The following is a 24206-nucleotide window of genomic DNA, read 5'->3' on the forward strand; positions in this document are numbered from 1 at the left end:
ACGTCTTTCGTGGTGGGAGCGCTGGAGTGTCTGTCTTAGGCGGATTCGGCGCCGGAAGCGACGGTGCACAACCTCAATTTCCCGCCAATTTCGCAAGCGCAATGAACAGGAAGAGCACCGCCAGGAATTCGATGGGAAGCCGCCAGCGGCTCAATCGGACCCATTTCGTTGCAGCCTTATGGGCCGTCGCAATGTCACCGGCCGGTTCAGTCTCAAACCGGAGCGCCATGGGGATGAAATAGGCAAAGGACCAGATCCGCGTGGCAAGATGCGCCGCAAGCGCCAGCCATATCCAGATGCGAATGCCGGGCTGAGCCCATGTCAGCCAGACAGCCAGAAGCAACACCACCTCGAACAGCCCGTGAGCAGGACCCCAGAAAAGCTTTCGATTGATCCCGCCCCTTGCAGGCTGGATCAACATCGGCTGCGAAGGCCATACCCGATCGACGAGGAAAGTCTCGTAAATGCCGCCACCCAGCCCGATGGTGCCAAGAATACCGGCGATCATGACCGCGTAAAAAACCGAGGGTTCGAACATTGTCGTCACTCACCTTTTCCAGAAACCATCGCTGTGATGCTTACAAGAGCAAGTTCGGTGATGAACTTACCGCTGGCGCAATCACGCCCGGTTCATTACCTTGATGACTATGATTTCTTAATTATCGAGATACTTTAATGTCAAGAGACATCTTAAACCGGCAATTGACCGACCTGCTTCGCCGGGCCAGTGCGCAGTCCCTTCTTATAAGTCAGGCCATCGCGGCAAAGGCTCGGTTGAACACCACCGATCTGGAGTGCCTGGACATTCTTCAAATGCAGGGCCAGGCCAGTGCGGGCGAACTTGCGAAAGCGACCGGCCTCACGACCGGGGCGGTGACGGCGCTACTGGATCGACTGGAAAAGGCCGGCTTCATAAAACGTCTGCCCGACCCTGCTGATCGCCGGCGCGTGCTGGCAGCGCCAGATCCTGAGAAAATGCGTGAGCTCTTTCAAATGTACGCGCCGTTTCAGGAGAAGATGGAGGCGCTCTATGGAGACTACGATGAGGCGCAACTGGAGATCATCATCGGCTTCATGGATAAATCCTGCGCCATCTCAAAGGACTTCATCGGCACGCTGCAGAAGACATAAGCGACATGCAAACAGGCGGTTGCAGCGCGACGTGAAGCCCAGCCACGCCGTAACAACAAAATACGCAACCGCCAAAAACACCTTGTTTCCAAGGTCTTTCGGCGGTTGAGTGATCACAGGTCCGCCGTCAGGCCGGTATCAGACTGGCGCGACGAAACGTCTTAGACCTTGGCAAGCGATTGCTCAAGATCGGCGATGATGTCCTTCACATCTTCGATGCCGATCGACAGGCGCACCACATCCGGCCCGGCGCCGGCCGCCGTCTGCTGTTCCGGTGTCAGCTGGGCATGGGTGGTGGAGGCCGGATGGATGACCAGCGAGCGCGTATCCCCGATATTGGCGAGGTGCGAAAAAAGCTGCAACCCCTCCACCAGCGCCTTGCCGGCGGCATAACCGCCCTTGATGCCGAAGGTGAAGACCGAACCCGCCCCCTTTGGCGAATAATGCTGCTGGATGGCGTGGTTGTCGCTGTCCTCCAGCCCGGCATAATGCACCCAGCCGACCTTCGGATGCGCCTTCAGCCATTTCGCGACGGCCAGCGCATTGTCGGAATGGCGCTGAACGCGCAGCGGGAGGGTTTCTATGCCGGTCAGGATCAGGAAGGCGTTGAAGGGCGAGATCGCCGGGCCGAGATCGCGCAGGCCAAGCACGCGGCAGGCGATGGCGAAGGCGAAATTGCCGAAGGTCTGGTGCAGCACGACGCCGGAATATTCCGGCCGGGGCTGCGACAGCGCCGGATATCTATCCGTCGCCGACCAGTCGAAGGTGCCGCCATCGACGATGATGCCGCCCATGGAATTGCCATGGCCGCCGAGGAATTTCGTCAGCGAATGCAGCACGATATCCGCGCCGTGCTCCAGCGGCCGCAGGAGATAGGGGCTCGCCATGGTATTGTCGACGATGAGCGGCAGGCCGTGGCGATGGGCGACATCGGCAATCGCGGCGATATCCACGAAGGTGCCGCCCGGATTGGCGAGGCTTTCAATGAAGACGGCACGGGTGCGGTCGTCGATCTGCGCCTCGAAACTCGCCGGGTCTGTGGCATCCGCCCAGCGCACCTGCCAGTCGAAGCCCTTGAAGGCGTGGCCGAACTGATTGATGGAACCGCCATAGAGCTGGCGCGCCGCGACGAAATTATCGCCGGATTGCAGCAGGGTGTGGAAAACCAGCAATTGCGCGGCATGGCCGGAAGCGACAGCGAGCGCGGCCGTGCCGCCCTCGAGCGCAGCCACGCGTTCTTCCAGAACCGCCTGGGTGGGGTTCATGATGCGGGTGTAGATATTGCCGAACTCTTTCAGGCCGAACAGGGCGGCAGCATGATCGGCATCCCGGAAAGCATAGGCCGTGGTCTGATAGATGGGCGTCGCGCGCGCGCCGGTGGTCGGATCGGGTTGCGCGCCCGCATGAACGGCCAGCGTTGAAAATCCGGGATTGCTGTTCGGCATTATGTTTCCTCCATTGGAATTTTGGAGGGATCATAATGCCTTGCCGCCAAATGATAAGTCCGATCCGTACCAACTATCGCACAATATTGAGACGCGGATACTCAATTGCGGGGCAACGGTCCATCACAACTTCCATGCCATAGGCCTCCGCCTTGGCGGCGGCATTGTCGTCCCGCACGGAAAGCTGGCCCCAGATCACTTTCGGGCGTTGCGGCAGCAAGATCGCCTCTTCGACGATCGCCGACAAATATTCCGGCGCGCGGAAGACATCGATCATATCCACGGGCTCGGGAATATCGGCAAGCCGCGCATGGACCTTCTGCCCCAAAATCTCCTTGCCCGCCTGTCCGGGATTGACCGGAAACACACGATAACCCTTGGACAGCAAAAAGCGCATGACCCCGTGGCTCGGCCTGTCCGGATTGGGGGAAGCGCCGAGCAGCGCGATGGTTTTGACATCCGTCAGGATTTTCCTGAGGTAGTCGGGCTCATAAGCATCATGCTGCATGTCAACTTATTCCTTTCGGCACATCAGATGATTTGCGGGCTTCCCCGCGCAACCCCGCCATTCGAAAACCGCGCGAGCACAGCATATCCTGCATAATTCCGCAGGCCCATCCTCAACGCCGTCTGTGGCGTCTGTCATTCCCATCTAGGAATTGTCATGGCTCTCGTGAACCCCCGCCCGCCGGAAACTGCGATCAGGACGGCCCGCGTCGCAAAACAGCGCGTTTTCATTCACGCAAAATGATTTCACTAAAATGCCTGAAAACCACTTGTATTGAGTATTTTAATCCACTTTTCAAAAATGGCGCAAATGGCCGCGAATGCCGGCTCCGAACAACATTAACGTGCAATAGATGCGCCCTTCGTCTCCTGTTTGTTTTCATTCCGTTCGCAGATGAATTAGTGATGCCTAATTTTCAGAAAGTTATTTTGTAAATCAATCAATATACAATACTGCAACGTTACAGGATACGATTTAAGAAAATCATGAAATTTATTTTCAAACCGCCTCCAGCAAATTGATATAGTCACAATCTCGAAATGCAAGACGGGCCAGCAAGAATAAAGCGCAAATCAGCTCGTATTCCTGGTCAAAACACGCTCCCTTGCGAAACCGCAAGCTGTGCATTCGACGCTGATACCAGCATCCGGCAGATGAAATCGTGAGCAGAACAACACGGCGAGTTCGCGCAAAATCATTCCATCTTTTTACGACGTGCAGAAAAGGCAAATTTTACGCGTGTCGCAATCGCTGTCGCGGCCACGTCCCGTTTGCGACACGGGAGCCTGAAGGGCATCGGACAATCGGAAAAGGCGCATCACGCGCATTGAAATCGATTCCGGTTTTCAAGCCGATGCTGTAGGTTGCGCAGAGTAGCCCGCGAGCGAGTCTCTATTGTGACATTCGACATTCTTCTTCTGGTGCTCCTGGGCGCGATTTTGCATGCCGGATGGAATGCGCTGGTCAAATCCGGGTCCGACAAATCGCTGGACGCCTCGCTGATCGCGGCGGGGGCTGCGGCCTGCTCCTTGCCGTTCCTGCCTTTCCTGCCTTTTCCCGCGCCGGTGGCCATTCCTTTTCTGATTGCCTCGGCCGTTCTGCAATTTGCCTATTTCCGCCTTGTCGCCGCCGCCTATACGATCGGCGATATCGGCCTCGTCTATCCCGTCATGCGCGGCGTGGCGCCCTTGATCGTCGCGGCGACGAGCAGCCTGTTCCTGAGCGAGGTGTTGAGCCCACTCGCCCTTGCCGGCATCGCCGTCATTTCCGGCGGCATCCTCACGCTCGCCTTCGAAGCGCGCCGCGGCGGCGGAAAGGCGATCCTCGTCGCCCTGCTCAACGCCTTCGTTATCGCCTCCTACACCTTCGTTGACGGCGTGGGCGCCCGGCTTTCCGGCAATGCGATCTCCTATACGCTGTGGATGTCGCTTCTGCCGCCGGTGCTGCTGTTCGGTTTTGCCTTTTTCCAGCGCGGGGTCGGCCCCGTCGCGCAGCATGTCCGGCGCAACTGGTGGCGCGGCCTGATTGGTGGCGGCGGCTCCATTCTGTCCTACGGTCTGGCGCTCTACGCCATGACCAAGGCCCCCGTCGCCGTCGTCGCAGCACTCCGGGAAACCTCCATTCTGTTTGCGCTGGTGATCTCCGTCGTGATCCTTAAAGAACGCGCCAGCATCTGGCGTTATCTCGCCGGCGGCATCATCGCGGCGGGTGTTCTGGTCATGCGACTGGGTTAAAATGGGGCCTTTCAATGGGGTAAAATAATACCCCACAACTAACGCACTGTTTTTATTTAGTTATTTTTACGATCCACAAAATCGGTCATATTGACGCTTTCGTGCACACACCGTATAAGCGCGCCAGATCGGATTCCAGCCGGAATAGGGTCATTTGCGGTTGCCTTTAACGGCAACCAAATCAAGCAACAAGAAACGCCCGTATGCTCTTTCATCAAGAGTGTGACGGGTCCACGTTAGAAAGTGAAATCCATGTCTACTTTCGTTCAGAAGCCCGCTGAGGTGGAGAAGAAGTGGATCATCATCGACGCCGAAGGCCTCGTTGTTGGTCGCCTCGCCACCATCGTTGCAACCCGCCTGCGCGGCAAGCACAAGGCTACCTTTACCCCCCACGTTGATGATGGCGACAACGTCATCGTTATCAATGCGGAAAAGGTTGCTTTCACCGGCAAGAAGTATTCCGACAAGAAGTACTACTGGCACACCGGTCACCCGGGTGGCATCAAGGAGCGCACCGCTCGCCAGATCATCGAAGGTCGCTTCCCGGAGCGCGTCGTTGAAAAGGCTATCGAGCGCATGATCCCGCGCGGCCCGCTCGGCCGTCGCCAGATGAAGAACCTGCGCGTTTACGCCGGCTCTAACCACCCGCACGAAGCACAGCAGCCCACCGTTCTCGACGTGGCCGCGCTTAACAAGAAGAACGTAAGGAGCGCCTGATAATGGCCGATCTTTCCTCTCTGAAAGACCTCGCCCCGGCATCGGAAGCTTCGGCTCCCGTGCACGTCCGCAAGGTTGACACCCTCGGCCGCTCCTACGCGACCGGCAAGCGCAAGAACGCCGTAGCCCGCGTATGGGTGAAGGCCGGTTCTGGCAAGATCATCATCAACGGCCGCGATTTCACCACGTATTTCGCACGTCCGGTTCTGCAGATGATCCTCCAGCAGCCGCTGGTCGCAGCTGCCCGTTCGGGTCAGTTCGACATCATTGCAACGGTTGCAGGCGGCGGTCTTTCCGGCCAGGCCGGTGCCGTTCGTCACGGTGTTTCCAAGGCTCTCACCTACTTCGAACCGGGCCTGCGCTCCGTTCTGAAGAAGGGTGGCTTCCTGACCCGCGACAGCCGCGTTGTCGAGCGTAAGAAGTACGGTAAGGCCAAGGCCCGCCGTTCGTTCCAGTTCTCCAAGCGTTAATCGCTTATCGGAACGGTTCGTTCAGAACTTCGAAAGGCGGGGCTTCGGCTCCGCCTTTTTTCATGGCCCTCCTCCCTTGTTTTTTCGGCAAGAAGGCAGCACCTTCAGCGCAAAACGCGATGGGGTGACATATGCCGGCCAAAACAATCGACCATGCCTTTACCGCAACGACCCTGACATCGGCTGCCACCGACCCGACCCATGCGGGCGTCCTCTCCTTCATGCGGCGTAAATATACCAAGAACCTCAAGGGCGTTTCGACGGCCGTGTGGGGCATTCCCTTTGACGCGGCGACCTCCAACCGGCCGGGCGCGCGCTTCGGGCCGCAGGCGATCCGCCGCGCCTCGGCGATTTTCGACAATGATCCGCAATATCCCTTCGGTCGCAATCTTTTCGCCCATATGCCGACCATCGACTACGGCGACTGTCTGCTCGACTATGGCAACCACTGGAAAACGCCGGACACGATCGAAAAGGAAGCGCGCAGGATCATTTCCAAGACGGATTATCTGCTGACGCTGGGCGGCGACCATTTCATCACCTGGCCTTTGCTGAAAGCGCATGTCGCCAAGCACGGGCCGATGGCGCTGGTGCAGTTCGATGCGCATCAGGATACCTGGTTCGATGATGGCAAACGCATGGACCACGGCTCGTTCGTGGCGCGCGCCGTGCGCGACGGGCTGATCGATCCGGACAGATCGATCCAGATCGGCATCCGCACCCATGCGCCGGAGGATTTCGGCATTCGCATTCTCCACGGTTACGAGGTGGAGGAAATGCGGGCGGGCGATATAGCGTCGCTGATCGTCAAGCACACGGCCGGCATGCCGGTCTACCTGACCTTCGATATCGACTGCCTCGACCCCGCTTTCGCGCCGGGAACCGGCACGCCCGTCGCCGGCGGACCGACCAGCGCCAAGATTCTCTCGGTTCTGCGCGGGCTTGGCCAGCTCGATATTCGCGGCTCGGACGTGGTGGAGGTTGCACCCGCTTACGACCATGCGGATATCACCGCCATTGCCGGAGCGACCGTTGCAATGTATATGCTTGGCCTGCGTGCCGAACGGCTGGCGAAGGCTGGCTGACAAAGAAAACGGCACTTGCCGAAATGATTCCGAATACCCTTACAACCCTTTGAAAAGTCAGGACAAGGACATGACAGCGAAGATCTTCATCGATGGCGAACACGGCACCACGGGTCTGCAGATCCGCACGCGCCTTGCCGGTCGCCGCGATATCGAGTTGCTGTCCATTCCCGAAGCCGAGCGCCGCAATGCCGCGATGCGCGAGGATATGCTCAACAGCGCCGACATTTCGATCCTCTGCCTGCCGGATGATGCCTCGAAGGAGGCCGTCTCCATGGTGGCCGGCAACAACAATGTCCGCATCATCGACACCTCCACCGCCTATCGCGTCCATCAGGACTGGGCTTACGGTTTTGCCGAAATGGACCGGGATCAGGGCGAGAAGGTTCGCTCCGCCCGTTTCGTCGCCAATCCGGGCTGCTACCCGACCGGCGCGATCGGCCTCATCCGTCCGCTGCGCGCCGCCGGCATTCTGCCCGACGGTTATCCGGTCAGCGTCAATGCGGTTTCCGGTTATACCGGCGGCGGCAAGCAGATGATCGCGCAGATGGAAGACCAGAGCCGCGATGACGCGATCAGCGCCAATAATTTCCTTTATGGCCTGACGCTCAAGCACAAGCACGTGCCGGAAATGACCATTCATGGCCAGCTTGACCGCGCACCGCTCTTCTCGCCGTCCGTCGGGCGTTTCCCGCAGGGCATGATCGTGCAGGTTCCGCTGTTTGCCGCGGACCTTGCGGAAGGCACCACCACTGAAACCATCCATGCGGCTCTCTCCGCCCATTATGCGGGTCAGGACATCGTCAGCGTCGTGCCGCTTGCCGAAAGCAAGGGGCTTTCCCGTATCGACGCCGAGGAACTGGCAGGCAAGGACACGATGAAGCTCTTCGTCTTCGGTACGCCGGGCGGCGAGCATATCAATCTCGTTGCGTTGCTCGACAATCTCGGCAAGGGCGCATCCGGGGCTGCTGTGCAGAACATGGAGCTGATGCTCTCCGCATGAGCAGCAATACGCCATCTTTTCCGGCCTCGTGGAATATCGAGGCCGCAAAACAGATTGCCGATACGCCCGCCGGGGTGGTCTACGAGGTAAGGCAGGGCGACGGCGCGTTGGCCGTCGCGAAAGTCCTGAAAAAGAAGGTCCTGGAAGACAGCCTTCGTGGTGCGGATTTCATCGCCTGGCGGGCGGGTATCGGCTGCGTGGAACTGTTCGACCGCGCGGACGACATTCTGCTGATGGAATATGCCGGCACCGAGACCCTGCGCGATGTCCTGTTCCGTGACGGCAACGACGATGCCGCAACGGAAATCGCCGCCAATGTCCTGCTCGAATATCACCAGCCATCCGATCAGCCACTGCCCTCAAGCCTGCTGACGCTGCCGCGTTATTTCCAGAGCCTGTTCCAGAAGGCCGAGCAGGATCGTGCCGAAGGCATGGACAGCCCCTATGTCGAAGCAGCAAGGCTTGCGCAGACGCTCATCGACCAGCAGCGGGATATCAAGCCGCTGCATGGCGACCTGCACCACGAAAATATCATGCGCAGCGAACGCGGCTGGATTATCATCGACCCGGCCGGCCTGATCGGCGATGCGGCGCTTGATGTCGCCAACATGTTCTCCAATCCGCTCGACCGTTTCGACCTCACCCGCAGCGAGGCGCGCATCGCCTCCATGGCCGCGATCTTTTCCAGAACGCTGCAACGGGACGAACGCCTGTTGCTGCAATATGCCTTTGCTTATGGCTGCCTTTCGGCCGCATGGCACGAAGAGGACGAAAATGCGGAGGAGCGCGACAACGAACTCGCCGTCGCGGCAACCATCAAGGCTGTTCTGAAACAGTTTTGAGCGGGGTCAGTCCCTGACTTCAACCGCAACGGGCGCCGGATATTCACCGATGAACCCACGCCAATGGGCGACCGAGAAGCCGAGCACGATCAGCGCCATGCCCTGATGGGCGAGCGCGACATGAATATCCACATGCATCAGAAGCGTGGTGATGCCAAGTGCTGCCTGAATGGAGATGAGCACGAAGAACAGCACCGCGCGGCGGGCATGCGGCGTGCCGGGCAAGGCGCGGGCCATCGACACCATATGCCACAGCGTGGCGGCAAACAGCGTATAGGCACCCAGGCGGTGAACAAATTGCACCGTCTTCGGGTTTTCGAACAGGTTGATCCACCAGGGCTGCTGCAGGAAGAGATCACCCGGCACCAGCGAACCATCCATCAGTGGCCAGGTATTATAGGACAGGCCGGCATTCAGCCCGGCCACCAATGCACCGAGATAGATCTGGAACAGACAGAGCACCGTCAGCAGCGCGGCAAAGCCCCTGCCCGTCCGCTCATCCGCAGCCTCCGGCGAGTGATGCGACAGGCCGCGCAATATCCACATGCAGCCGGCAAAGATGAGGCAGGCAATGGTCAGATGCGTGGCGAGACGATATTGCGAGACATCCGTGCGGTTGACGAGACCAGAGGACACCATCCACCAACCGATGAAACCCTGAAAGCCGCCCAGCGCCAGAAGGCCGACCAGCGGCAGGCGAAGGCGTTTTTCAACCCGGCCGGTGAGCCAGAAAAAGGCAAGCGGCAGGGCGAAGACGAGGCCGATGGTGCGGGCAAGCAGACGATGTGCCCATTCCCACCAGAAAATCGTCTTGAACTCATCAAGCGACATGCCCTTGTTGATTTCCTGATATTGGGGAATGCGCTTGTAAAGCTGGAACTCCTCTTCCCATTCTGCGACGGAAAGCGGCGGAATGGCGCCGTGGATCGGCTTCCATTCCGTGATCGACAGGCCGGATTCGGTGAGACGCGTGGCGCCGCCGACGAGGACCAGACAGAAGAGCGTGAAGAGCACGACGCGCAGCCAGATGCGCAGCAGGCGGCGGTCCTTCTCCTGTTTCTGCAGGGCGGCCTCCACCACCATTTCCGCAGAACCATTTGCCATCGTCATGCCGCTCGAACGCATCTTTCAGGTCTCCCTCATACAGTCATGTTGATTAGCCCCAACCGGCACCACAAAACAAGGCCTCAGGGTTTGCGGCATGCGGTCGCGGCGGTATAGTCCCGCGCAGACATTCAATGACGGAAGATTTCATGCATCCTCGCCTCAGATCGTTTATCGGCACCATCGTCATCATCGGCCTCGTCGTCGTTTACGCCGTGGTGGCGACCGCCATTGCATCGGCGGCGCTGGCGCAATCGCCCTGGTGGGTGCATCTCGCCTATTTCGTGCTGAGCGGGATTCTGTGGATATTGCCCGCGATGCTGATCATCAAATGGATGGCCGGCCCCAGGAAACAGGGATAAGCACCGGCTGTTGCACGACACCCTAAGGTCGCAATCTTATAAACCGATTGTTTGCCGCTCAACGATATAGTCCGACCGAAACAACCGGAGAGAGTGGATGGTGGCTGAGGGGCCGCTCACAATCAGCGAGGACAAAGCGACGACCGCCGTGCAAAGCGAGCGGCGGGCTGTCGATCGTCTGGTGATCGATCTCGTTGATGACGCCTCGACCGTCCGTTCCGACTGGGAGCGGCTGGAGAAGGATCCGCTCAATTCACTGCATCAGGGTTTCGGCTGGTGCTCCATCTGGGCACAGACACAGAAAAGCGCCCTCCTCACCCTTCGTGGACGAAAGGGCGGAAAGACGGTCTTCCTGCTGCCGCTCGAAATCGTACAGGAAGGCGGCATCCGCAAGGCGCGTTTTCCCGGCGGTCGGTTCAATAATATCAATACCGGGCTTTTCGACCCCGCCTTTGCCGAACAGGCGGGACAGGAGATCGCGGCGGCGATTGCCCGCGAGGCGCGGAAGCTGCTGCATGGCCGGGCCGATATCCTGGCCCTGCAGAACATACCGCTTATCTGGCGCGGCAGGGTCAGCCCGCTCTCGCATCTGGCCTCCGTCGAAAACCAGAACCCGGCCTTCCAGCTTCCACTGCTGGACACCTTCGAGGCCACGCTAAAGCAGGTCAATGCCAAGAGACGGCGAAAGAAATTCCGCATCCAGAGCCGCAGGACCGAGGAAATGGGTGGTTACAGCCATGTGATCGCCCGCTCGCCGTCAGAAAAATGCGAATTGCTGCAGACATTCTTCCGGCAGAAAGCCCTCCGTTTCGCCTCACAGCGCATTCCGGACGTCTTTCGCAATCAGTCGGTGAAGAATTTCTTCTATGATCTGGCCAATTTTCCCGAGACGGGCAGCGACAGCCTTCTGGAACTGCACGCCATTCGCCTGCATGGTGCAAACGAGGGCTTCATCGCCGCAATAGCCGGTCTTTCGCGCAAGCAGGATCACATCATCTGCCAGTTCGGTTCGATCGATGAATCCGTGTCGGAACTCAGCCCCGGCGAATTGCTGTTCTGGCTGATGATCGAACGGGCATGCCGCGAAAAGGCGGCGATCTTCGATTTCGGCGTCGGCGACCAGCTCTACAAGCGCAGCTGGTGCCCGATTTCCACGTCGCAGCACGATATATTCCTGCCGGTGACGGTGAAGGGCCGCGCAGCGGCGTCCGCCTATGTCGCCATTGCCCGGACGAAAAGCCTGATCAAATCCAATCCGGCACTCTATGCGCTTATCCAGCGTTTTCGCGCCGGACGGCCAAGAACGGACGCAGCAGACACAGCCGACTGAGCAGTTGCGACGCCCGTCAGGCGGCGCTCAGACGATCCGGCTTGCGCATGCCGGTCATCGGCAATGCCTGTTCGTAACCCTGGGCAACCAGTTCACCCAGCGTCCTTTCCAGCATCTCACCATCCTTGCCGGGAACGGAAACGATGATTTCCGCCGGCAGATTGCGCAGCATTTTCTCAAGGCTTGCAATCTGCACCGCGCCGCATTCCACGAGAACCGTGTCATAAGCGTCGGAGAGCGCGCCGAGGATCATCGTCAGGCGATCTATCGCGCGCATGGCCTCACGCGGCTGCGCATTGCCGCGCGGCACGATATGGGCATCGGAAAGCCGGTCACCGTGGATGGTTTCACCGAAGGCCGCTGCACCCCCCAGAAGATCCATGACACCGGGAAGCCCGGCTTCGGGCGCCATCAGCCGTGTTGGACAGCCGGACGCCGTCATATCGACGAGTACCACCGAGCGGCCCATTTCGGACAGCGCGCGCGCCAGCATCACCGTCGAGGTCGAACCGCTATCACCGCCCGGAGACACAACGGCGGCGACCGGTTTGGCAAGCCGCGTGGCAAGGAAGCCCGCAACGGCGTCGATCGAGAAATCGTCGGAGGTTTCGTCGTCCTCTTCCGCCGCCTCTTGGGCAACAGCCACATCCTCCCTGGGCAGGACAGGCATCGCCGCCGGAGCCTCGACCGGCATCTGCCGTTCCTCTTCGACAACGGGCTGGTATGCCGCAGCCGGCACCGCGCGCGCGGCGGATGACGGCATAGTCTCATGGCGCTCGGCGACGGGCTGCTCCGGCAAATCCGTGGTCTCAACCGTATCAACAGGTGCGCGTGCCGGCGGCGGCGGATCGGAGAGCGGCGGAACCTGGCTCCTGCCCACCGGTTTCAAGGCCCGACCCGTGAAAAGTTCCACCAGCATGACGACGATTGAGGAAAGCAGAAAGGCCGCCAGCGTCACGACGATGGTGATGGCGCCGGTTTTCGGGAAATAGGGCTCGCGCGGCTCGACTGCCGTGGAAATCACGCGTGCATCGGCGGGGGTGGAGTCCACCGATCCGGCGCGCGACGTCGCCTCGCGGTATCGGGCAAGATAGGTTTCGAGAAGCTGCCGCTGGGCCGAGGCCTCGCGTTCGAGGTCGTTGAGGCCGACCTGCTGTTCGCCGGCGCGCACGCTTTCCGACTTGAGCACATTCAATTGCTGGACGAGCTGCCGCTCGCGCAGGCGCGACACATTCGCCTCGTTTTCGAGGCTTGCCAGCACCTTGCGGGTCTCTTCCTGAATCTGCCGCTCCAGGCCGTCAAGCTGGTTGCGCAGCGCCCTGATGCGCGGATGGCCTTCCAGCAACGAGGAAGAAAGATCGGAAATCTGGCTGCGGATCGTCGTTTCGTTTTCCTTCAGCCTCTGGATCGTCGGGGAACCCACGACATCCGGGAAAGTATCGAGCGGACGACCGCTTGCAAGCGCGTTGCGCACGCCTTCCGCCCGCGCTTCCGCGTTGGCGCGCTCGCCGCGAATACGACCAAGTTCAGTGGAAATATCGCTGAGCTGGCGGGTGGCGAGCGTTTCCCCCTGCCCGGCCGACAGAAGATCCGACGAGGCGCGATAATCCGCAACCTTCCTGTCCGCGTCACGCACCTTTTCGCGCAGATTGGCGATTTCCGGCTCCAGCCAGCGCGCCGCTTCCGTACTGGTATCGAGCTTCGCGCCGCTTTGCAGCGCAATATAGGCCTTCATCATCTCATTGGGGATGGCGGCGGCAAGCTTCGGATCTTCGGACGAAAACTCGACCGTGATGACGCGCGAGCTTTCGACCTGATAGACCTGCAGCTTTTCCCGGAAGGCCTTCAGCACCCGCTCTTCGGGCAGCACCTGAAGCGGATCCTTCTTGATGCCGACCGCGACCAGCAACTGCGAGACAAGCGAGGGATGCGCTTCCGGATCGAACTCATCCAGTTCGTAAAGCTTCATATCCTTCGCGACCTGCTTGATGAGGTCGACCGATTGCAGGATCTGCACCTGGCTCGAAACGGTCAACTCGTCGAGCACCGGTTCGGCGGGCGCGTTGGACTGCTGCGATGCGCCGAAGGAGGCCGCGCGGGATTCGATCAGGACGCGCGCCTCGCCCTTGTAAGCGGGCGACATCATGCTGGCGATCACGAAGGCCGCGCCTCCGGCCAGCAGCGTGACGGCCGCTATCCGCCCCCTGCGCTGCCATATGGCCGCGACGAGCCGCCCAAGGTCGATATCCACATCCCTGTCGTCAATGCGATCGCCGTTCATGCGGGCTCCGTAACCGAGATAATCCTCGGGCGCTCAAATATAGATGGCCAATTTTCGCGAAGTTTAAGTCTTGCGGGTAACACAACCGTTAATCTCGGCGAATCCGACAAAATAAAGCCTCTATTACCATCGCTCGCGCCGACTGTTTACCGCGCATTAACCCTAACAGAACGATAAGAATGATCAAAGATCGACTCGGAGCCAGATGAGATGCCGCTCGCCGGATCACGACATGTCACCGCACTGACGCTTGCCGTTTTGACGGCCCTTTCCGGTTGCGCGGCATATCAACCCGCACCGCGCTCATTCAATGAGGCGGCGCTGCAACCCTATCACGTCGATAGCGGCGACAGGCTGCGCATCAATGTCTTCGAACAGGCAGGGCTGACCAATACCTATACCGTCGATCAGGCGGGTTACGTCGCCTTCCCGCTCGTCGGCCAGGTTCCGGCCCGCGGCAAGACGCTGCCGCAGCTCGAGGCCGCCATCGCCGCCAAGCTGCGCCAGGGTTATCTGCGCGACCCCGACGTGACGATCGAAATCGACCGTTATCGCCCCGTCTTCATCATGGGTGAAGTGGGTCGTCCCGGCCAATATTCCTACGTGCCGGGCATGACGGTGCAGAACGCCATCGCCATTGCCGGCGGCTTCACCCCACGCGCCAACCAGGCCGATGTCGACATCACCCGCAAGATCAATGCCGAGGTGATGACCGGTCGGATCGGGATCACCGCACCCATTCTGGCGGGTGACACCGTCTATGTACGCGAACGCTTCTTCTGAAAACGGAGTGGCGAACGTGTCGGATGACGGCCCTCCCCTGCGCATCATTCATTGCTTCCGCTCCCCGGTTGGCGGCGTTTTCCGCCATGTGCGCGATCTGATCGAGGAACATGTCAAGCAGGGCCACAAGGTCGGCATCGTCTGCGACAGCTCGACGGGCGGCGCGCATGAGGAACGGCTTTTCGCACAGATCGCGCCGATGCTGGAGCTTGGCCTTATCCGCCTTCCCATCCGTCGCTCCATCAGCCCCGGCGACCTGCCGGCGCTCTACAAGTCCTATAACCACATCAAAAGTTTGCGGCCGGACATTCTGCACGGGCACAGCGCCAAGGGTGGCGCTCTTGCCCGGCTGATCGGCTCACTCCTGCGGGCGAACAGGTATCGCGTAGCCCGCCTCTATTCGCCGCACGGCGGCAGCCTGCATTATGCCCGCAACAGCCTGAAGGGGCAGATCTTCCTGCGGCTGGAGCGGTTTCAGGAGCATTTCACCGATGCGCTCTGTTTCGTCTGCAATTTCGAGCAGGCGACCTACGAAGCCAAGGTCGGCAAGCCGCGCACCCGCACGGCGATGATCTATAACGGCGTCCAGGAGAGTGAATTCAAGACCGTCCCTCCCCGCGAAGGTGCCGCCCGCTTCCTCTATATCGGCATGTTGCGTGACCTGAAGGGACCGGACGTTTTCATCAACGCATTTGCCAGGATGGAACGCAGCATCGGCCAACCCATGTCGGGCGTCATCGTCGGCGACGGGCCGGACAGGGACAAATATGCGGCCATGATCGACAAGGCCGGGCTTTCCCGGCGGATTTCGATGCATGCCGCCATGCCCGCCAGACAGGCATTCGAGCTGGCGACGACGGTGGTGGTGCCCTCGCGTGCCGAAGCCATGCCCTATATCGTGCTCGAAGCGCTGGCGGCAGGCAAAACCGTCATTGCCTCGCATGTCGGCGGCATTCCCGAAGTTCTTGGAGAAGACAGCGAAGCGCTCGTGCCGGCGGGCAATGCGGATGCGCTGGCGCAGATCATGGTCAGGGACGCCGAAGACGGCGACTGGGCGAAGCGGGTCATGCCCCATCCCGACAGCTTCAAGGCGAAATTTTCAACCCCTGTCATGGCCGATGAGATGATGAAACTCTATCGTGACCTGCTGACCACCTAAAGTCATTTCAAAAACACGATTTTTAATTGTATATTCCAGCCGTCCTGTAGAAATTCATCATAAACGTTTCTTAGCATGTTTCGGCTAGTTTCCAGCTCGTGGAGCCCCCTGCGCCCATCCAGGCGTGACCGGGAGGCTCTACCACTTTGAGGTTGCGTATCGTCCGGTCGAAAATCGAATGCGACTTTCGGGCCGATGCGCTGGAGGGTGCGGACCAAAGCAATGACCAAGACTGACAAGGACAGACTGCAATTCGATCTGGCGTCATTGCGCAAGAAAATCTCCGACTACGAAGCCGGGTTGTCTTCGGCATCCGAACCCGTTGTCCTCAATCCGCTGGCGCGGCAGATCGCCAACCAGCTTCGCGCCGGCAACCATTCGCCGAACATGGTCATCGGCCAGTTGCGGCTTCTCGAATTCACGATGCTCGTGGTCATCGCCGCCATCATCAATGGCGTTGCGGCCGATCGTGGCCTTGAAACCTTTCTGAAGGTTTTCGGCAGCGGTGTGCTGGGTGCGGCGCTTTGCGTGTTTCTTCTGCAGGCGGGGGATTGCTACCAGCTTCCGACGCTGCGTACGCCGCTGAAGATGTTCGCCCGCATTCAGGGCGCCGTCTGCCTCTCCTTCGTGGGTATTGCCTGTTTCCTCCTCCTCTTCTTTCCCGATACGCTGCATTCCTGGCAGGCTTTCGCCATCTGGTACGCCACGAGCGCCATTGCGATCTTCGCAGGACGGCTGATCCTCGGCTTTGCCATCCGCCATTGGGGCCGCAACGGCGTCATGGAGCGCCGTGCCGTCATCGTCGGCGGCGGCGATACCGCCAAGGATCTTATCCGCTCCCTGGAGCAGCAGTCCGACAATGATATCCGTATCTGCGGCATCTTCGACGACCGGAAAAGCGCGCGTTCTCCCGAGGTCGTCGCCGGTTACCCCAAGCTCGGTACCTTTGCCGAACTCGTCGAATTCGCCCGCCTGACAAAGCTCGACATGCTGATCATCGCCCTGCCGCTCAGTGCAGAGGCGCGCATTCTCCAGCTTCTGCGCAAGCTGTGGGTGCTGCCGGTCGATATCCGCATCGCGGCCCATGCCAATAAATTGCGTTTCCGCCCGCGTGCCTATTCCCATGTCGGCAAGGTGCCGATGCTCGATGTCTTCGACAAGCCGATCCGCGACTGGGATTCGGTGGCGAAGCGGGTGTTCGACATCACCTTCAGCGTCATGGGGATCGCCCTTTTCTGGCCGGTGATGCTGGCTGCGGGAATTGCCGTAAAAGCGACCTCGAAAGGCCCGGTGCTCTTCAAGCAGAAGCGCCACGGCTTCAACAATGAAACGATCAATGTCTGGAAGTTCCGCTCCATGTACACGGAACTCAGCGATCCCACGGCGAAAAAAGCCGTTACCAAGAACGACCCGCGCGTGACACCGGTCGGCCGCTTCCTGCGCAAATCCTCGATGGACGAACTGCCGCAGCTTTTCAACGTTCTCTACGGCGATCTTTCGCTGGTCGGACCGCGTCCGCATGCCGTCCACGCCCAGACGGGAGACCTGAAATATACCGAGGTGGTGGAGCATTATTTCGCCCGCCACAAGGTCAAGCCCGGGGTTACCGGCTGGGCGCAGATCAATGGCTGGCGCGGCGAGATCGACCATGGCGACAAGATCAAGTTCCGCACCGAATACGATCTCTATTACATCGAGAACTGGTCGCTGTTTCTCGACCTCAAGATCCTGTTCCTGACGCCGATCCGGCTGCTCAAATCGGAAAACGCCTATTGACCCACACCGGTTATCAGCACACGGCGGATTTTGACGCGCCCTTGGCCACCATGCGGCTCATCGGTGCGTTCTTTATCGCGTTTGGCGTGTTCCTCTCCGGCTTCGTCATCTCCGAACCGGCGCCCTACGAGCTGATGATGGTGGGACAGGTGGCCTTGTGGTTCCTGCTCGGCCTTCGCCTGTCGCGCACCGTTGTCCTGCTTCTGTGCCTGCTGCTTGCCTTTAACGTCGGCGGTTATCTTTCGCTCACCACCATGGCCGATCTGGATGAGGGGCCGCTTTACCTTGCCGTCTCAACCTTTCTGGCGCTGACCTCGGTTTTTTATGCGGCGATCGTGGAGGACAAATACCAGCGGCTGCTTTTGATCTTCCGCGCCTGGCTGGCGGCGGCGCTGATCACCTCGCTGCTCGGCATCATCGGCTATTTCCACGCCATTCCGGGTTTCGAGGTCTTCACCCTTTACGACCGCGCCAAGGGGGCGTTTCAGGACCCGAACGTCTTCGGTCCCTTTCTGGTGGCACCGTCGCTTTACCTCATCTATGGCCTGCTGACCGGCAAGGCGGTGCATGCGCCATGGCGGATCGCCGGGCTGCTCATCCTTTCGCTTGGCGTGTTCCTGTCGTTTTCGCGCGCCGCCTGGGGCCTGTTTCTGTTCGCCACCATCCTGCTCGTCTTCGTCATGCTGCTGAAGGAGCGTACAGCCGCCTTTCGCCTGAAAATCCTCGTGCTGTTTCTCATCGCCGCCGGCCTGATGGTCGCCGCGGTCATCGTCGCGCTGCAATTCAAGCAGGTGGCCGATCTCTTCTCCAGCCGCGCATCGGCGGTGCAATCCTATGATGGTGGCCATCTCGGGCGTTTTGCCCGCCACTATCTCGGTTTTCTGCTCGCCATGGAGCACCCGCTCGGCATCGGCCCGATGGTGTTCGACAATATCTTTCCCGCCGCCGAACATAATATCTGGCTGAAGAGTCTCACCACCCATGGCTGGTTCGGCTTCGTCATTTATCTCACCCTCATCTGCTGGACGATTGCCGCCGGTTTCCGGCAGCTGCTGCGCCCGCGGCCCTGGCAACCGTTCCTGATCATTTCGTGGGTGACCTTCGTCGGGCATGTGATGATCGGCGCCGTCATCGATACCGACCACTGGCGACATTTCTTCCTGCTGCTCGGCATATTATGGGGCTGCATGGCCTTGGAAAAACGCGAGAGCCTGCGGCGGCGCGCACGCGCCGCGTAAAACGCTTACCCTTACGGAACCTTACACCATTTCATGCGTTTAGCCCCCGATTCTGATTGTCGAACGGGGAAACATCCATGACGCGGACCAATAATCTCTATCTCATCATCGGCGCGCTCATCGTAGTTGTCGCAGGGCTTGGCATCTATGTCTGGCACGAGAAGAGCAAGCCGAAGGGGATCGAAATGAATATCGGCCCGAACGGCGTTTCTGTTCAGGAGAATTGACGCACGTCTCCACAACCGGGCAACGGTTTTGGGACAGGCCGTTTCGCTTTACCTACGCAAGCGTCGCGCAAAGTCCGGCCATTAAGACCGAGTGTATCCCAAGCCGAAAGACGGCCGGGATATGCCCGGTCTCCTTATGAGAGGAGACGAAAGGCGGGATCGATGCCCGCCGAGCCGGTTCGGTACGAATGATGCGTATCGCCCGATCACGGAAACAGTTAGCGCAATGGTCTCCTCCATCGACCTCTCCACACGCCTCACCGCCACCAAGCTCGCCCTCAAGGTCATCAAGGAGCAGGAGGATACCAATTCCGCCGCTGCATCCTCCTCGTCGCGGACAGCTCTCCTTGGCTCCTATGGGCTCGATGCCTCCTCTTCCACCAATACCCGGCTGGCACAGCTTCTGGCGCAATATGGCCAGGCTTCCGGCGACGATACCCAGACCGACGGTACGGATACGCAGCCTTCTTCCGGCGACATCAGCAAGGCCGACTTCATGAAGGACCTGAAGAAGATGCTGGAGGAACTGGCGAAGGATCCCGACAAGGCTTCACAGGCCAAGGCCATGCTGGAAGCTTTGACGGCGGGCACGCTCACGGTCTCCGATCCCGCCGAAGGGACGCAGATCAAGGCATGGGATGTGGCATCCGATACGAAAACCACGTCCAAGCCCGCCACCGAGATCGCCCTGACGGGATGGAGCGATTTTCTGAAAGACCATCTCAAACGCGACGGCACGGCCTATGCCAAGGGCGCCAGCGGCGCTTATGTCGATAATATTTCCGGCGACAATGCGTTTTTCGGCAGCGTCGGCAGCCGCTATTATTATCTCACCTGGCCACAGGCGAAAAACGGCACCCTGACGGTATAGGCCACATGGCTGAACGAACCGCTGCGGCGTAAAACATGCCGCAGCGTTCCTGACTTCACCCATTCATACGGCGGGCGCGGCGGCTGGTTCGGTTCCGCCGGAAAGCGCCTTTTGCAGCTGTGCTTCCTGCGCCGGCGAAAGCGAGGTCTTGATGACCCGCCCGCGCAGTCCTTCGAGTTCCGCCAGCACCTTTTCCGGCTGCACCTTGCGGATCAGCACGAACAGCGCCGAAGAGCCGTTGGGAATGGTCTCGCCGAGCGATTTGATGAAATCGTCATCGATGCCGAAATCCGTCAACGATCCCGCCAGCGCGCCCGTGCCGGCGCCAATCGCGCCGCCGATGGCAAAACCCGCCAGCGGATTGAGGAACAGCAGGCCGACGAGACCGCCCCACAGGCCGCCGGACAGGAAACCGGAGCTTGCGCCGATCGCCGTCAGATTGACGCTCTGCTTCAGATGCACCTTGCCGTTTTCATCGCGCACGACAACCACGGCATCCTCCAGATCGACCAGATATTCCTTCTTCAGGCCTGCAAGCTTCAGAAGGACCCGATCGGCCTCTTCCGTTCCGTCAAAACCAACAACGACGAGTTCAGACATAATTCGTCTCCCTGAGTTTCAATTCCGCTGCGATTGAACGCCGAAGCGGGCGGCTTGTTCCGGCAATGATGAAAAGAGGATGTGTCAGGCGTTTGACGGCCTCTCACGCCGGGAAACCTCGTCCCGTTTCGCTCCCTTCCCCGCCGTCCACACCCTTTGCTCCTTTTTTTATGAAAAGACCATTTTCCGCTTGCGCCCTAACTGGCTTATATATAAACGGCTTTCAGGTTCGGAGCGTAGCGCAGCCCGGTAGCGCACTTGACTGGGGGTCAAGGGGTCGTGGGTTCGAATCCCGCCGCTCCGACCATTAATTTTCAAAGACTTACAAGGGTCTTTGACGAGAAAGAAATCCCCCAGGTTTCTTTCAGGGTAACGTAAAGGGTAACAGGCCAAAGATTGCTGTTACCCACGTCCTCCACAGATTTTATTTTCTCCTGCCGCATATCTCACGAAAGGTGCGCGTTAGGTTGGTGCGTTGCGGCATATCAAGCTGATCGTTGGCATCAGTCTCGCTATAAAATATTTCCACTAAAAAATGGTACCTGCGCAACGACTCATGTAGCAACGTGATGTAGAGTTGTGTTAGGGCGTCGTTTCAACCAACGGCGGGGGGCCAGTAAGTGACCAATTTCAAGGTCGATCTCAGAACGCGGATCATCAGCGACGATACCAGAGTGTTCTTGGCAAGAGCGGGTAAAAAGGGTCACCTATTTACTCGAGTGGAAGAAGCTAAGGCTATCGGCCCAGACTTACCAAATCTTGATCTCAATCTTGAGACTGACTTTGGTCCCGAAGGTGCCCTTGAGGCCAAGATTAAGCGGTCGCGGGCGCTAAAAACATGGCTTACGACCTCTGCTCAGAACCGGGGTGATCGCCCACCGCGTACCGTTGCAGCCTACCTTGAAGCCCCCAAAACGCCCGGCCACGCACAGATTGAAGGCATTGTCCGAAGCTATTTCCAAGAGGTAAAAGAGGGAGACATTCTTGTCATTCCCAACCCCAACAACTTTAGTCAAGCTATTGTCGCGGAAGCTCTTCCGGTTTCATCTGGAATAAAGAAGATTCCTGGCGCTGAAAGATTTGATAGCTACGAGTTTGACGGACGAAGGTTCGGTTACTACAAACTTGTACCTATGGCTGCGCTGCCACGCGCTGTAATCGACTTGTCACAGGCCCCGACTGGTTTTGCTGAAGTCTACAACAAAGCCGTAAAGCAACGGATTTTCGAGCTCGGGTTTGATGACTACGTCCTTGATGACGAATTCGCGGCACGCATCATCACGACACAGCCCGACTTCAAACCATTTGATAACAACGTGCTTAGCGCACTGATCACGATGGTGGCGGAAAACATTGACCGATTACAACACGGCACCTCTAGACCTGATCTCGTGGGAATAGAAGAGGCTGCCTTTCTGCAGGTCGATGGCGACGATCTTCAAGTGAAAATTAATATTAATTCACCTGGCCACCTACTTGTGATGGCAAAGACGATTGCGCCACTCGTCATTGCGACTATATTGGGCGTGCTGGTAGCCGTGAACTTCGATGCAAGCGCATTCAACGGCGCGACCACTATCGAGGTCACCAACAGCCGGGTTCTAAGTGTTGCGGATTTGTGCAGTCATGAAGTCCGTCAGTTGAGTGAAAGCATGTTGCAGTTTCTCAGTGCCGAACCAGAATTTCAACGCACTTGCGATCTGCTTCGGCAGGTCCACAATCAGACTGGTGCGCACTCTAACGTTGCGGTGGATGTCGTCCCATGAGAATGCCTAAAACGGCAGATGAATGGATAACGTTGTTGAAGAACCTCGCGTGGTCTTTTGGAAAACTGCGCCTTCTTGGCATCCTGATCGGTGCCGCGTTGACGATTACATTTCAGTTGCTTACCGGCTTTTGGACGTTTCGAGAAAACCACCAACAACTTATTTTGAAACAGTACGAGGCTGCCGTCGTCGCAAACACAAAGTTTGACCAGCAGCTTGCGAAATACAACCTAATATTTGACGGGCAACCACTAGGTAACTCAAATTATAGTAGTGACGCCCAAAATTATATCGGATCGCTGAAAGCTGTGTCGCAGCTCCTGCCGGCAACGAACGACAACTTAAATAACTATATAAAGACGCTGTCGCGACTGAATAAATATTATTCCGTTCAGAAAGTGCCTGCGCGGGGCACCGATGAATGGATGAGCTTTTATGGGAATTTCCGTATTGATTTTGATCAGTACATGACGGCGAAGGAGGTTTACATGGAACAGCTATCGTCGGAATTGGGCGGCTATGTTCGCTATCTGAGGAATTCGTAACAGTCGTTAGATAGGCCACTGCCCGATGACGGAACCGTCCTACCTCCCCCTTTTCAAACGCTAATGTAGGATAGGTGTGGGCTCTGGTCTCACAAACCAAACGCGCCAGCCGGTTCCCTCGTAGCTGCCAGAATTCCAGATCGGATTGAGTATCTCGGCAGCTGCCATTGCTTCTTGAAAGCTATCGACGTGCTCAACGATGATGTCGATCAACTCGCTGACGGTCATGTCGCGCTCGACGGTGAGTTCCTCGGATTCAAATCCGGCGTGAATGATGGCGTCCATGGCGCCATGGTCATTAATCGGCCGGCGGCCGTCAACCTGCAAATCTGCAGCGCGACTATACGTTGAGTATTGACTCGAGCGCGACCTATGGCAGATTAACTTTTGCTTAATTAATGGGGCAAAGCGCGAATGGCGAATAATCTGCATATTTCCTACGACTTGAACAATCCTGGACAGAACTACGAAAAAGTCATCGAAGTAATCAAAGGCCTTGGAAACTGGGCCAAGGTTCACAAATCGTTTTGGTATGTAAATTCAAATCTCACGGCCGCACAAGCGCGCGAACGCGTTTGGGCTGCGATGGACAAAAATGACACGGTTTACGTCGTGGACGCTACGAACAATATAGCGACTTGGAATAACCTGTCAGATGAAGCCAGCGATTTCATTCAAGATAAATGGAATAAGTAGCGCGGCTAGGGAAGCTGGGAACATGGCGACAGACAAACGCAAGGTGACAAAGGTCCGTCAAGATAAAGACGGAGACATAACTCACGTTTTGATCGATGGGAATACGCGCATGACGCCGCTAGATCAGGCCGTTAAAATTGCTGAGCGAGGCGGCCTTAAGGACGTCCACGCTGTGCAGGGAGAGAACAAGAAATTTCTCCGCAGCGATCCCAACGGTAAAGAGACTGACAATCTCGACAATCTTCCAAAAGCATAGTCGAGATGAGAGTCACGCTGCCCGTCTGAACCACCCATCAAACGCGGCGGCGGTCAGCGGCAATAAAAGCAATATGACTGGCGACTCTGATGGGGTTGCCTGGATCAGGCCACGCTTCTCAGGAGGATTCGCCCGCCGCGCTTTGAAGGCCCGCTTCTTGCACGCGTTGGAGCAATACATGGCGGTGGAAATCTTTGCCACGAACCCTTCACCACAGCACGCGCATTCCTTCTCGATGCGCGCGGACTGAAAACGATAGGTTGCCGAACAGCCTGGCG

Annotated in this window: 27 protein-coding genes and 1 tRNA gene; 20 read left to right on the forward strand and 8 right to left on the reverse strand. The window is 58.5% G+C overall.

Features of this window, described 5'->3' with window-relative positions; genetic code table 11:
• Positions 1 to 73: 73 nt before the first annotated feature.
• Positions 74 to 538: a hypothetical protein gene (locus QD336_RS02830; RefSeq protein WP_269344425.1), complete on the reverse strand. Its 465-nt coding sequence runs from the start codon at positions 536 to 538 to the stop codon at positions 74 to 76.
• Positions 539 to 675: 137 nt separating this feature from the next.
• Here QD336_RS02830 and QD336_RS02835 point away from each other — a divergent pair, with 137 nt between their 5' ends.
• A complete protein-coding gene (locus tag QD336_RS02835) occupies positions 676 to 1131 on the forward strand; it encodes a MarR family winged helix-turn-helix transcriptional regulator (RefSeq protein ID WP_499169212.1) in 456 nt (151 codons plus the stop codon).
• A 161-nt stretch (positions 1132 to 1292) separates the two neighbouring features.
• Here QD336_RS02835 and QD336_RS02840 read toward each other — a convergent pair whose 3' ends face one another.
• Together QD336_RS02840 and QD336_RS02845 are read right to left on the reverse strand one after the other, a co-directional pair.
• Positions 1293 to 2576 carry an O-acetylhomoserine aminocarboxypropyltransferase gene (locus QD336_RS02840; RefSeq protein ID WP_499169213.1) on the reverse strand — a complete coding sequence of 428 codons (1284 nt, stop codon included), beginning with the start codon at positions 2574 to 2576 and terminating at the stop codon, positions 1293 to 1295.
• Between the two features lie 73 nt (positions 2577 to 2649).
• Complete coding sequence (locus QD336_RS02845) at positions 2650 to 3084, reverse strand: CoA-binding protein (protein ID WP_269343786.1); 435 nt, start codon at positions 3082 to 3084, stop codon at positions 2650 to 2652.
• Between the two features lie 896 nt (positions 3085 to 3980).
• On the opposite strand from QD336_RS02845, the gene QD336_RS02850 reads away from it, so the two are divergent.
• The 6 genes from QD336_RS02850 to QD336_RS02875 all read left to right on the forward strand — a co-directional run bounded on the left by QD336_RS02850 (position 3981) and on the right by QD336_RS02875 (position 8934).
• Entirely contained in the window at positions 3981 to 4817 is an 837-nt protein-coding gene (locus QD336_RS02850) for an EamA family transporter (RefSeq protein ID WP_269343788.1), read from the forward strand.
• A 252-nt stretch (positions 4818 to 5069) separates the two neighbouring features.
• Complete coding sequence (gene rplM, locus QD336_RS02855) at positions 5070 to 5534, forward strand: 50S ribosomal protein L13 (protein WP_006312738.1); 465 nt, start codon at positions 5070 to 5072, stop codon at positions 5532 to 5534.
• Positions 5535 to 5536: 2 nt separating this feature from the next.
• Positions 5537 to 6004: a 30S ribosomal protein S9 gene (gene rpsI, locus QD336_RS02860; RefSeq protein WP_003496509.1), complete on the forward strand. Its 468-nt coding sequence runs from the start codon at positions 5537 to 5539 to the stop codon at positions 6002 to 6004.
• Positions 6005 to 6135: 131 nt separating this feature from the next.
• A complete protein-coding gene (speB, locus tag QD336_RS02865) occupies positions 6136 to 7089 on the forward strand; it encodes an agmatinase (RefSeq protein ID WP_499169215.1) in 954 nt (317 codons plus the stop codon).
• Between the two features lie 70 nt (positions 7090 to 7159).
• Positions 7160 to 8092 carry an N-acetyl-gamma-glutamyl-phosphate reductase gene (argC, locus tag QD336_RS02870; RefSeq protein ID WP_499169216.1) on the forward strand — a complete coding sequence of 311 codons (933 nt, stop codon included), beginning with the start codon at positions 7160 to 7162 and terminating at the stop codon, positions 8090 to 8092.
• Positions 8089 to 8934, forward strand: a complete 846-nt coding sequence (locus QD336_RS02875) for an aminoglycoside phosphotransferase family protein (protein ID WP_499169217.1) — start codon at positions 8089 to 8091, stop codon at positions 8932 to 8934. The genes argC and QD336_RS02875 overlap by 4 nt, the downstream gene beginning before the upstream one ends.
• Positions 8935 to 8940: 6 nt before the next feature.
• Here the strand turns inward: QD336_RS02875 and QD336_RS02880 are convergent, their stop codons facing one another.
• On the reverse strand, positions 8941 to 10044 hold the full coding sequence (locus QD336_RS02880) for a COX15/CtaA family protein (RefSeq protein ID WP_269344427.1): 1104 nt from the start codon (positions 10042 to 10044) through the stop codon (positions 8941 to 8943).
• A gap of 143 nt (positions 10045 to 10187) precedes the next feature.
• On the opposite strand from QD336_RS02880, the gene QD336_RS02885 reads away from it, so the two are divergent.
• Positions 10188 to 10400 carry a DUF2842 domain-containing protein gene (locus tag QD336_RS02885; RefSeq protein ID WP_269344429.1) on the forward strand — a complete coding sequence of 71 codons (213 nt, stop codon included), beginning with the start codon at positions 10188 to 10190 and terminating at the stop codon, positions 10398 to 10400.
• A 97-nt stretch (positions 10401 to 10497) separates the two neighbouring features.
• Entirely contained in the window at positions 10498 to 11730 is a 1233-nt protein-coding gene (uppA, locus tag QD336_RS02890) for a polysaccharide biosynthesis GNAT family N-acetyltransferase UppA (protein ID WP_499169218.1), read from the forward strand.
• A gap of 16 nt (positions 11731 to 11746) precedes the next feature.
• Here the strand turns inward: uppA and uppB are convergent, their stop codons facing one another.
• Positions 11747 to 14011 (reverse strand): polysaccharide biosynthesis protein UppB, encoded by a 2265-nt coding sequence (gene uppB, locus QD336_RS02895; RefSeq protein WP_499169220.1) that lies wholly within the window; start codon positions 14009 to 14011, stop codon positions 11747 to 11749.
• 210 nt (positions 14012 to 14221) lie between these two features.
• On the opposite strand from uppB, the gene uppC reads away from it, so the two are divergent.
• From uppC to QD336_RS02925, 6 genes are all read left to right on the forward strand, one after another.
• Positions 14222 to 14794 (forward strand): polysaccharide export protein UppC, encoded by a 573-nt coding sequence (gene uppC, locus QD336_RS02900; RefSeq protein WP_003502309.1) that lies wholly within the window; start codon positions 14222 to 14224, stop codon positions 14792 to 14794.
• A gap of 16 nt (positions 14795 to 14810) precedes the next feature.
• Positions 14811 to 15953 carry a polysaccharide biosynthesis type 4 glycosyltransferase UppD gene (gene uppD, locus QD336_RS02905; RefSeq protein WP_269343804.1) on the forward strand — a complete coding sequence of 381 codons (1143 nt, stop codon included), beginning with the start codon at positions 14811 to 14813 and terminating at the stop codon, positions 15951 to 15953.
• Positions 15954 to 16175: 222 nt separating this feature from the next.
• The gene (gene uppE, locus QD336_RS02910) at positions 16176 to 17729 is read left to right on the forward strand and encodes a polysaccharide biosynthesis glycosyltransferase UppE (protein WP_499169221.1); all 1554 of its coding nucleotides are present in this window, start codon (positions 16176 to 16178) and stop codon (positions 17727 to 17729) included.
• Positions 17726 to 18967, forward strand: a complete 1242-nt coding sequence (gene uppF, locus QD336_RS02915) for a polysaccharide biosynthesis O-antigen ligase family protein UppF (protein WP_269343808.1) — start codon at positions 17726 to 17728, stop codon at positions 18965 to 18967. The genes uppE and uppF overlap by 4 nt, the downstream gene beginning before the upstream one ends.
• Positions 18968 to 19044: 77 nt before the next feature.
• Positions 19045 to 19194 (forward strand): hypothetical protein, encoded by a 150-nt coding sequence (locus tag QD336_RS02920; RefSeq protein WP_499169223.1) that lies wholly within the window; start codon positions 19045 to 19047, stop codon positions 19192 to 19194.
• 226 nt (positions 19195 to 19420) lie between these two features.
• Positions 19421 to 20065: a hypothetical protein gene (locus tag QD336_RS02925; protein WP_499169225.1), complete on the forward strand. Its 645-nt coding sequence runs from the start codon at positions 19421 to 19423 to the stop codon at positions 20063 to 20065.
• Positions 20066 to 20128: 63 nt separating this feature from the next.
• Here QD336_RS02925 and QD336_RS02930 read toward each other — a convergent pair whose 3' ends face one another.
• Complete coding sequence (locus QD336_RS02930) at positions 20129 to 20665, reverse strand: DUF1269 domain-containing protein (protein WP_499169227.1); 537 nt, start codon at positions 20663 to 20665, stop codon at positions 20129 to 20131.
• 230 nt (positions 20666 to 20895) lie between these two features.
• Between QD336_RS02930 and QD336_RS02935 the strand changes: the two genes are divergently transcribed.
• The 3 genes from QD336_RS02935 (at position 20896) to QD336_RS02945 (ending at position 22976) form a co-directional block, all read left to right on the forward strand.
• Positions 20896 to 20972 (forward strand) — tRNA-Pro (locus tag QD336_RS02935).
• A gap of 313 nt (positions 20973 to 21285) precedes the next feature.
• Positions 21286 to 22431 (forward strand): hypothetical protein, encoded by a 1146-nt coding sequence (locus tag QD336_RS02940; protein WP_499169228.1) that lies wholly within the window; start codon positions 21286 to 21288, stop codon positions 22429 to 22431.
• Complete coding sequence (locus QD336_RS02945; protein WP_499169230.1) at positions 22428 to 22976, forward strand: hypothetical protein; 549 nt, start codon at positions 22428 to 22430, stop codon at positions 22974 to 22976. Before QD336_RS02940 ends, QD336_RS02945 begins: the two co-directional genes overlap by 4 nt.
• Positions 22977 to 23036: 60 nt before the next feature.
• On the opposite strand, the gene QD336_RS02950 is transcribed toward QD336_RS02945, so the two are convergent.
• A complete protein-coding gene (locus QD336_RS02950) occupies positions 23037 to 23261 on the reverse strand; it encodes a hypothetical protein (RefSeq protein WP_499169231.1) in 225 nt (74 codons plus the stop codon).
• A gap of 129 nt (positions 23262 to 23390) precedes the next feature.
• Here QD336_RS02950 and QD336_RS02955 point away from each other — a divergent pair, with 129 nt between their 5' ends.
• Positions 23391 to 23672: a hypothetical protein gene (locus QD336_RS02955; protein ID WP_499169233.1), complete on the forward strand. Its 282-nt coding sequence runs from the start codon at positions 23391 to 23393 to the stop codon at positions 23670 to 23672.
• 22 nt (positions 23673 to 23694) lie between these two features.
• Entirely contained in the window at positions 23695 to 23928 is a 234-nt protein-coding gene (locus QD336_RS02960; RefSeq protein WP_499169234.1) for a DUF3892 domain-containing protein, read from the forward strand.
• Positions 23929 to 23940: 12 nt separating this feature from the next.
• Here QD336_RS02960 and QD336_RS02965 read toward each other — a convergent pair.
• A partial coding sequence (locus tag QD336_RS02965) for a hypothetical protein (protein WP_499169236.1) occupies positions 23941 to 24206 on the reverse strand: 266 nt, incomplete at its 5' end.

This window comes from Rhizobium sp. BR 250, from assembly GCF_047445855.1.
Lineage (GTDB): Bacteria > Pseudomonadota > Alphaproteobacteria > Rhizobiales > Rhizobiaceae > Agrobacterium > Agrobacterium tumefaciens_I.

What these genes read in the sequence shown, in the direction of transcription:
- QD336_RS02830 (WP_269344425.1), bottom strand. Translation starts at nt 538, where the DNA reads ATGTTCGAACCCTCGGTTTTTTACGCGGTCATGATCGCCGGTATTCTT.
- QD336_RS02835 (WP_499169212.1), top strand. Translation starts at nt 676, where the DNA reads ATGTCAAGAGACATCTTAAACCGGCAATTGACCGACCTGCTTCGCCGG.
- QD336_RS02840 (WP_499169213.1), bottom strand. Translation starts at nt 2,576, where the DNA reads ATGCCGAACAGCAATCCCGGATTTTCAACGCTGGCCGTTCATGCGGGC.
- QD336_RS02845 (WP_269343786.1), bottom strand. Translation starts at nt 3,084, where the DNA reads ATGCAGCATGATGCTTATGAGCCCGACTACCTCAGGAAAATCCTGACG.
- rplM (WP_006312738.1), top strand. Translation starts at nt 5,070, where the DNA reads ATGTCTACTTTCGTTCAGAAGCCCGCTGAGGTGGAGAAGAAGTGGATC.
- rpsI (WP_003496509.1), top strand. Translation starts at nt 5,537, where the DNA reads ATGGCCGATCTTTCCTCTCTGAAAGACCTCGCCCCGGCATCGGAAGCT.
- speB (WP_499169215.1), top strand. Translation starts at nt 6,136, where the DNA reads ATGCCGGCCAAAACAATCGACCATGCCTTTACCGCAACGACCCTGACA.
- argC (WP_499169216.1), top strand. Translation starts at nt 7,160, where the DNA reads ATGACAGCGAAGATCTTCATCGATGGCGAACACGGCACCACGGGTCTG.
- QD336_RS02875 (WP_499169217.1), top strand. Translation starts at nt 8,089, where the DNA reads ATGAGCAGCAATACGCCATCTTTTCCGGCCTCGTGGAATATCGAGGCC.
- QD336_RS02880 (WP_269344427.1), bottom strand. Translation starts at nt 10,044, where the DNA reads ATGACGATGGCAAATGGTTCTGCGGAAATGGTGGTGGAGGCCGCCCTG.
- QD336_RS02885 (WP_269344429.1), top strand. Translation starts at nt 10,188, where the DNA reads ATGCATCCTCGCCTCAGATCGTTTATCGGCACCATCGTCATCATCGGC.
- uppA (WP_499169218.1), top strand. Translation starts at nt 10,498, where the DNA reads ATGGTGGCTGAGGGGCCGCTCACAATCAGCGAGGACAAAGCGACGACC.
- uppB (WP_499169220.1), bottom strand. Translation starts at nt 14,011, where the DNA reads ATGAACGGCGATCGCATTGACGACAGGGATGTGGATATCGACCTTGGG.
- uppC (WP_003502309.1), top strand. Translation starts at nt 14,222, where the DNA reads ATGCCGCTCGCCGGATCACGACATGTCACCGCACTGACGCTTGCCGTT.
- uppE (WP_499169221.1), top strand. Translation starts at nt 16,176, where the DNA reads ATGACCAAGACTGACAAGGACAGACTGCAATTCGATCTGGCGTCATTG.
- QD336_RS02920 (WP_499169223.1), top strand. Translation starts at nt 19,045, where the DNA reads ATGACGCGGACCAATAATCTCTATCTCATCATCGGCGCGCTCATCGTA.
- QD336_RS02925 (WP_499169225.1), top strand. Translation starts at nt 19,421, where the DNA reads ATGGTCTCCTCCATCGACCTCTCCACACGCCTCACCGCCACCAAGCTC.
- QD336_RS02930 (WP_499169227.1), bottom strand. Translation starts at nt 20,665, where the DNA reads ATGTCTGAACTCGTCGTTGTTGGTTTTGACGGAACGGAAGAGGCCGAT.
- QD336_RS02945 (WP_499169230.1), top strand. Translation starts at nt 22,428, where the DNA reads ATGAGAATGCCTAAAACGGCAGATGAATGGATAACGTTGTTGAAGAAC.
- QD336_RS02950 (WP_499169231.1), bottom strand. Translation starts at nt 23,261, where the DNA reads ATGGACGCCATCATTCACGCCGGATTTGAATCCGAGGAACTCACCGTC.
- QD336_RS02955 (WP_499169233.1), top strand. Translation starts at nt 23,391, where the DNA reads ATGGCGAATAATCTGCATATTTCCTACGACTTGAACAATCCTGGACAG.
- QD336_RS02960 (WP_499169234.1), top strand. Translation starts at nt 23,695, where the DNA reads ATGGCGACAGACAAACGCAAGGTGACAAAGGTCCGTCAAGATAAAGAC.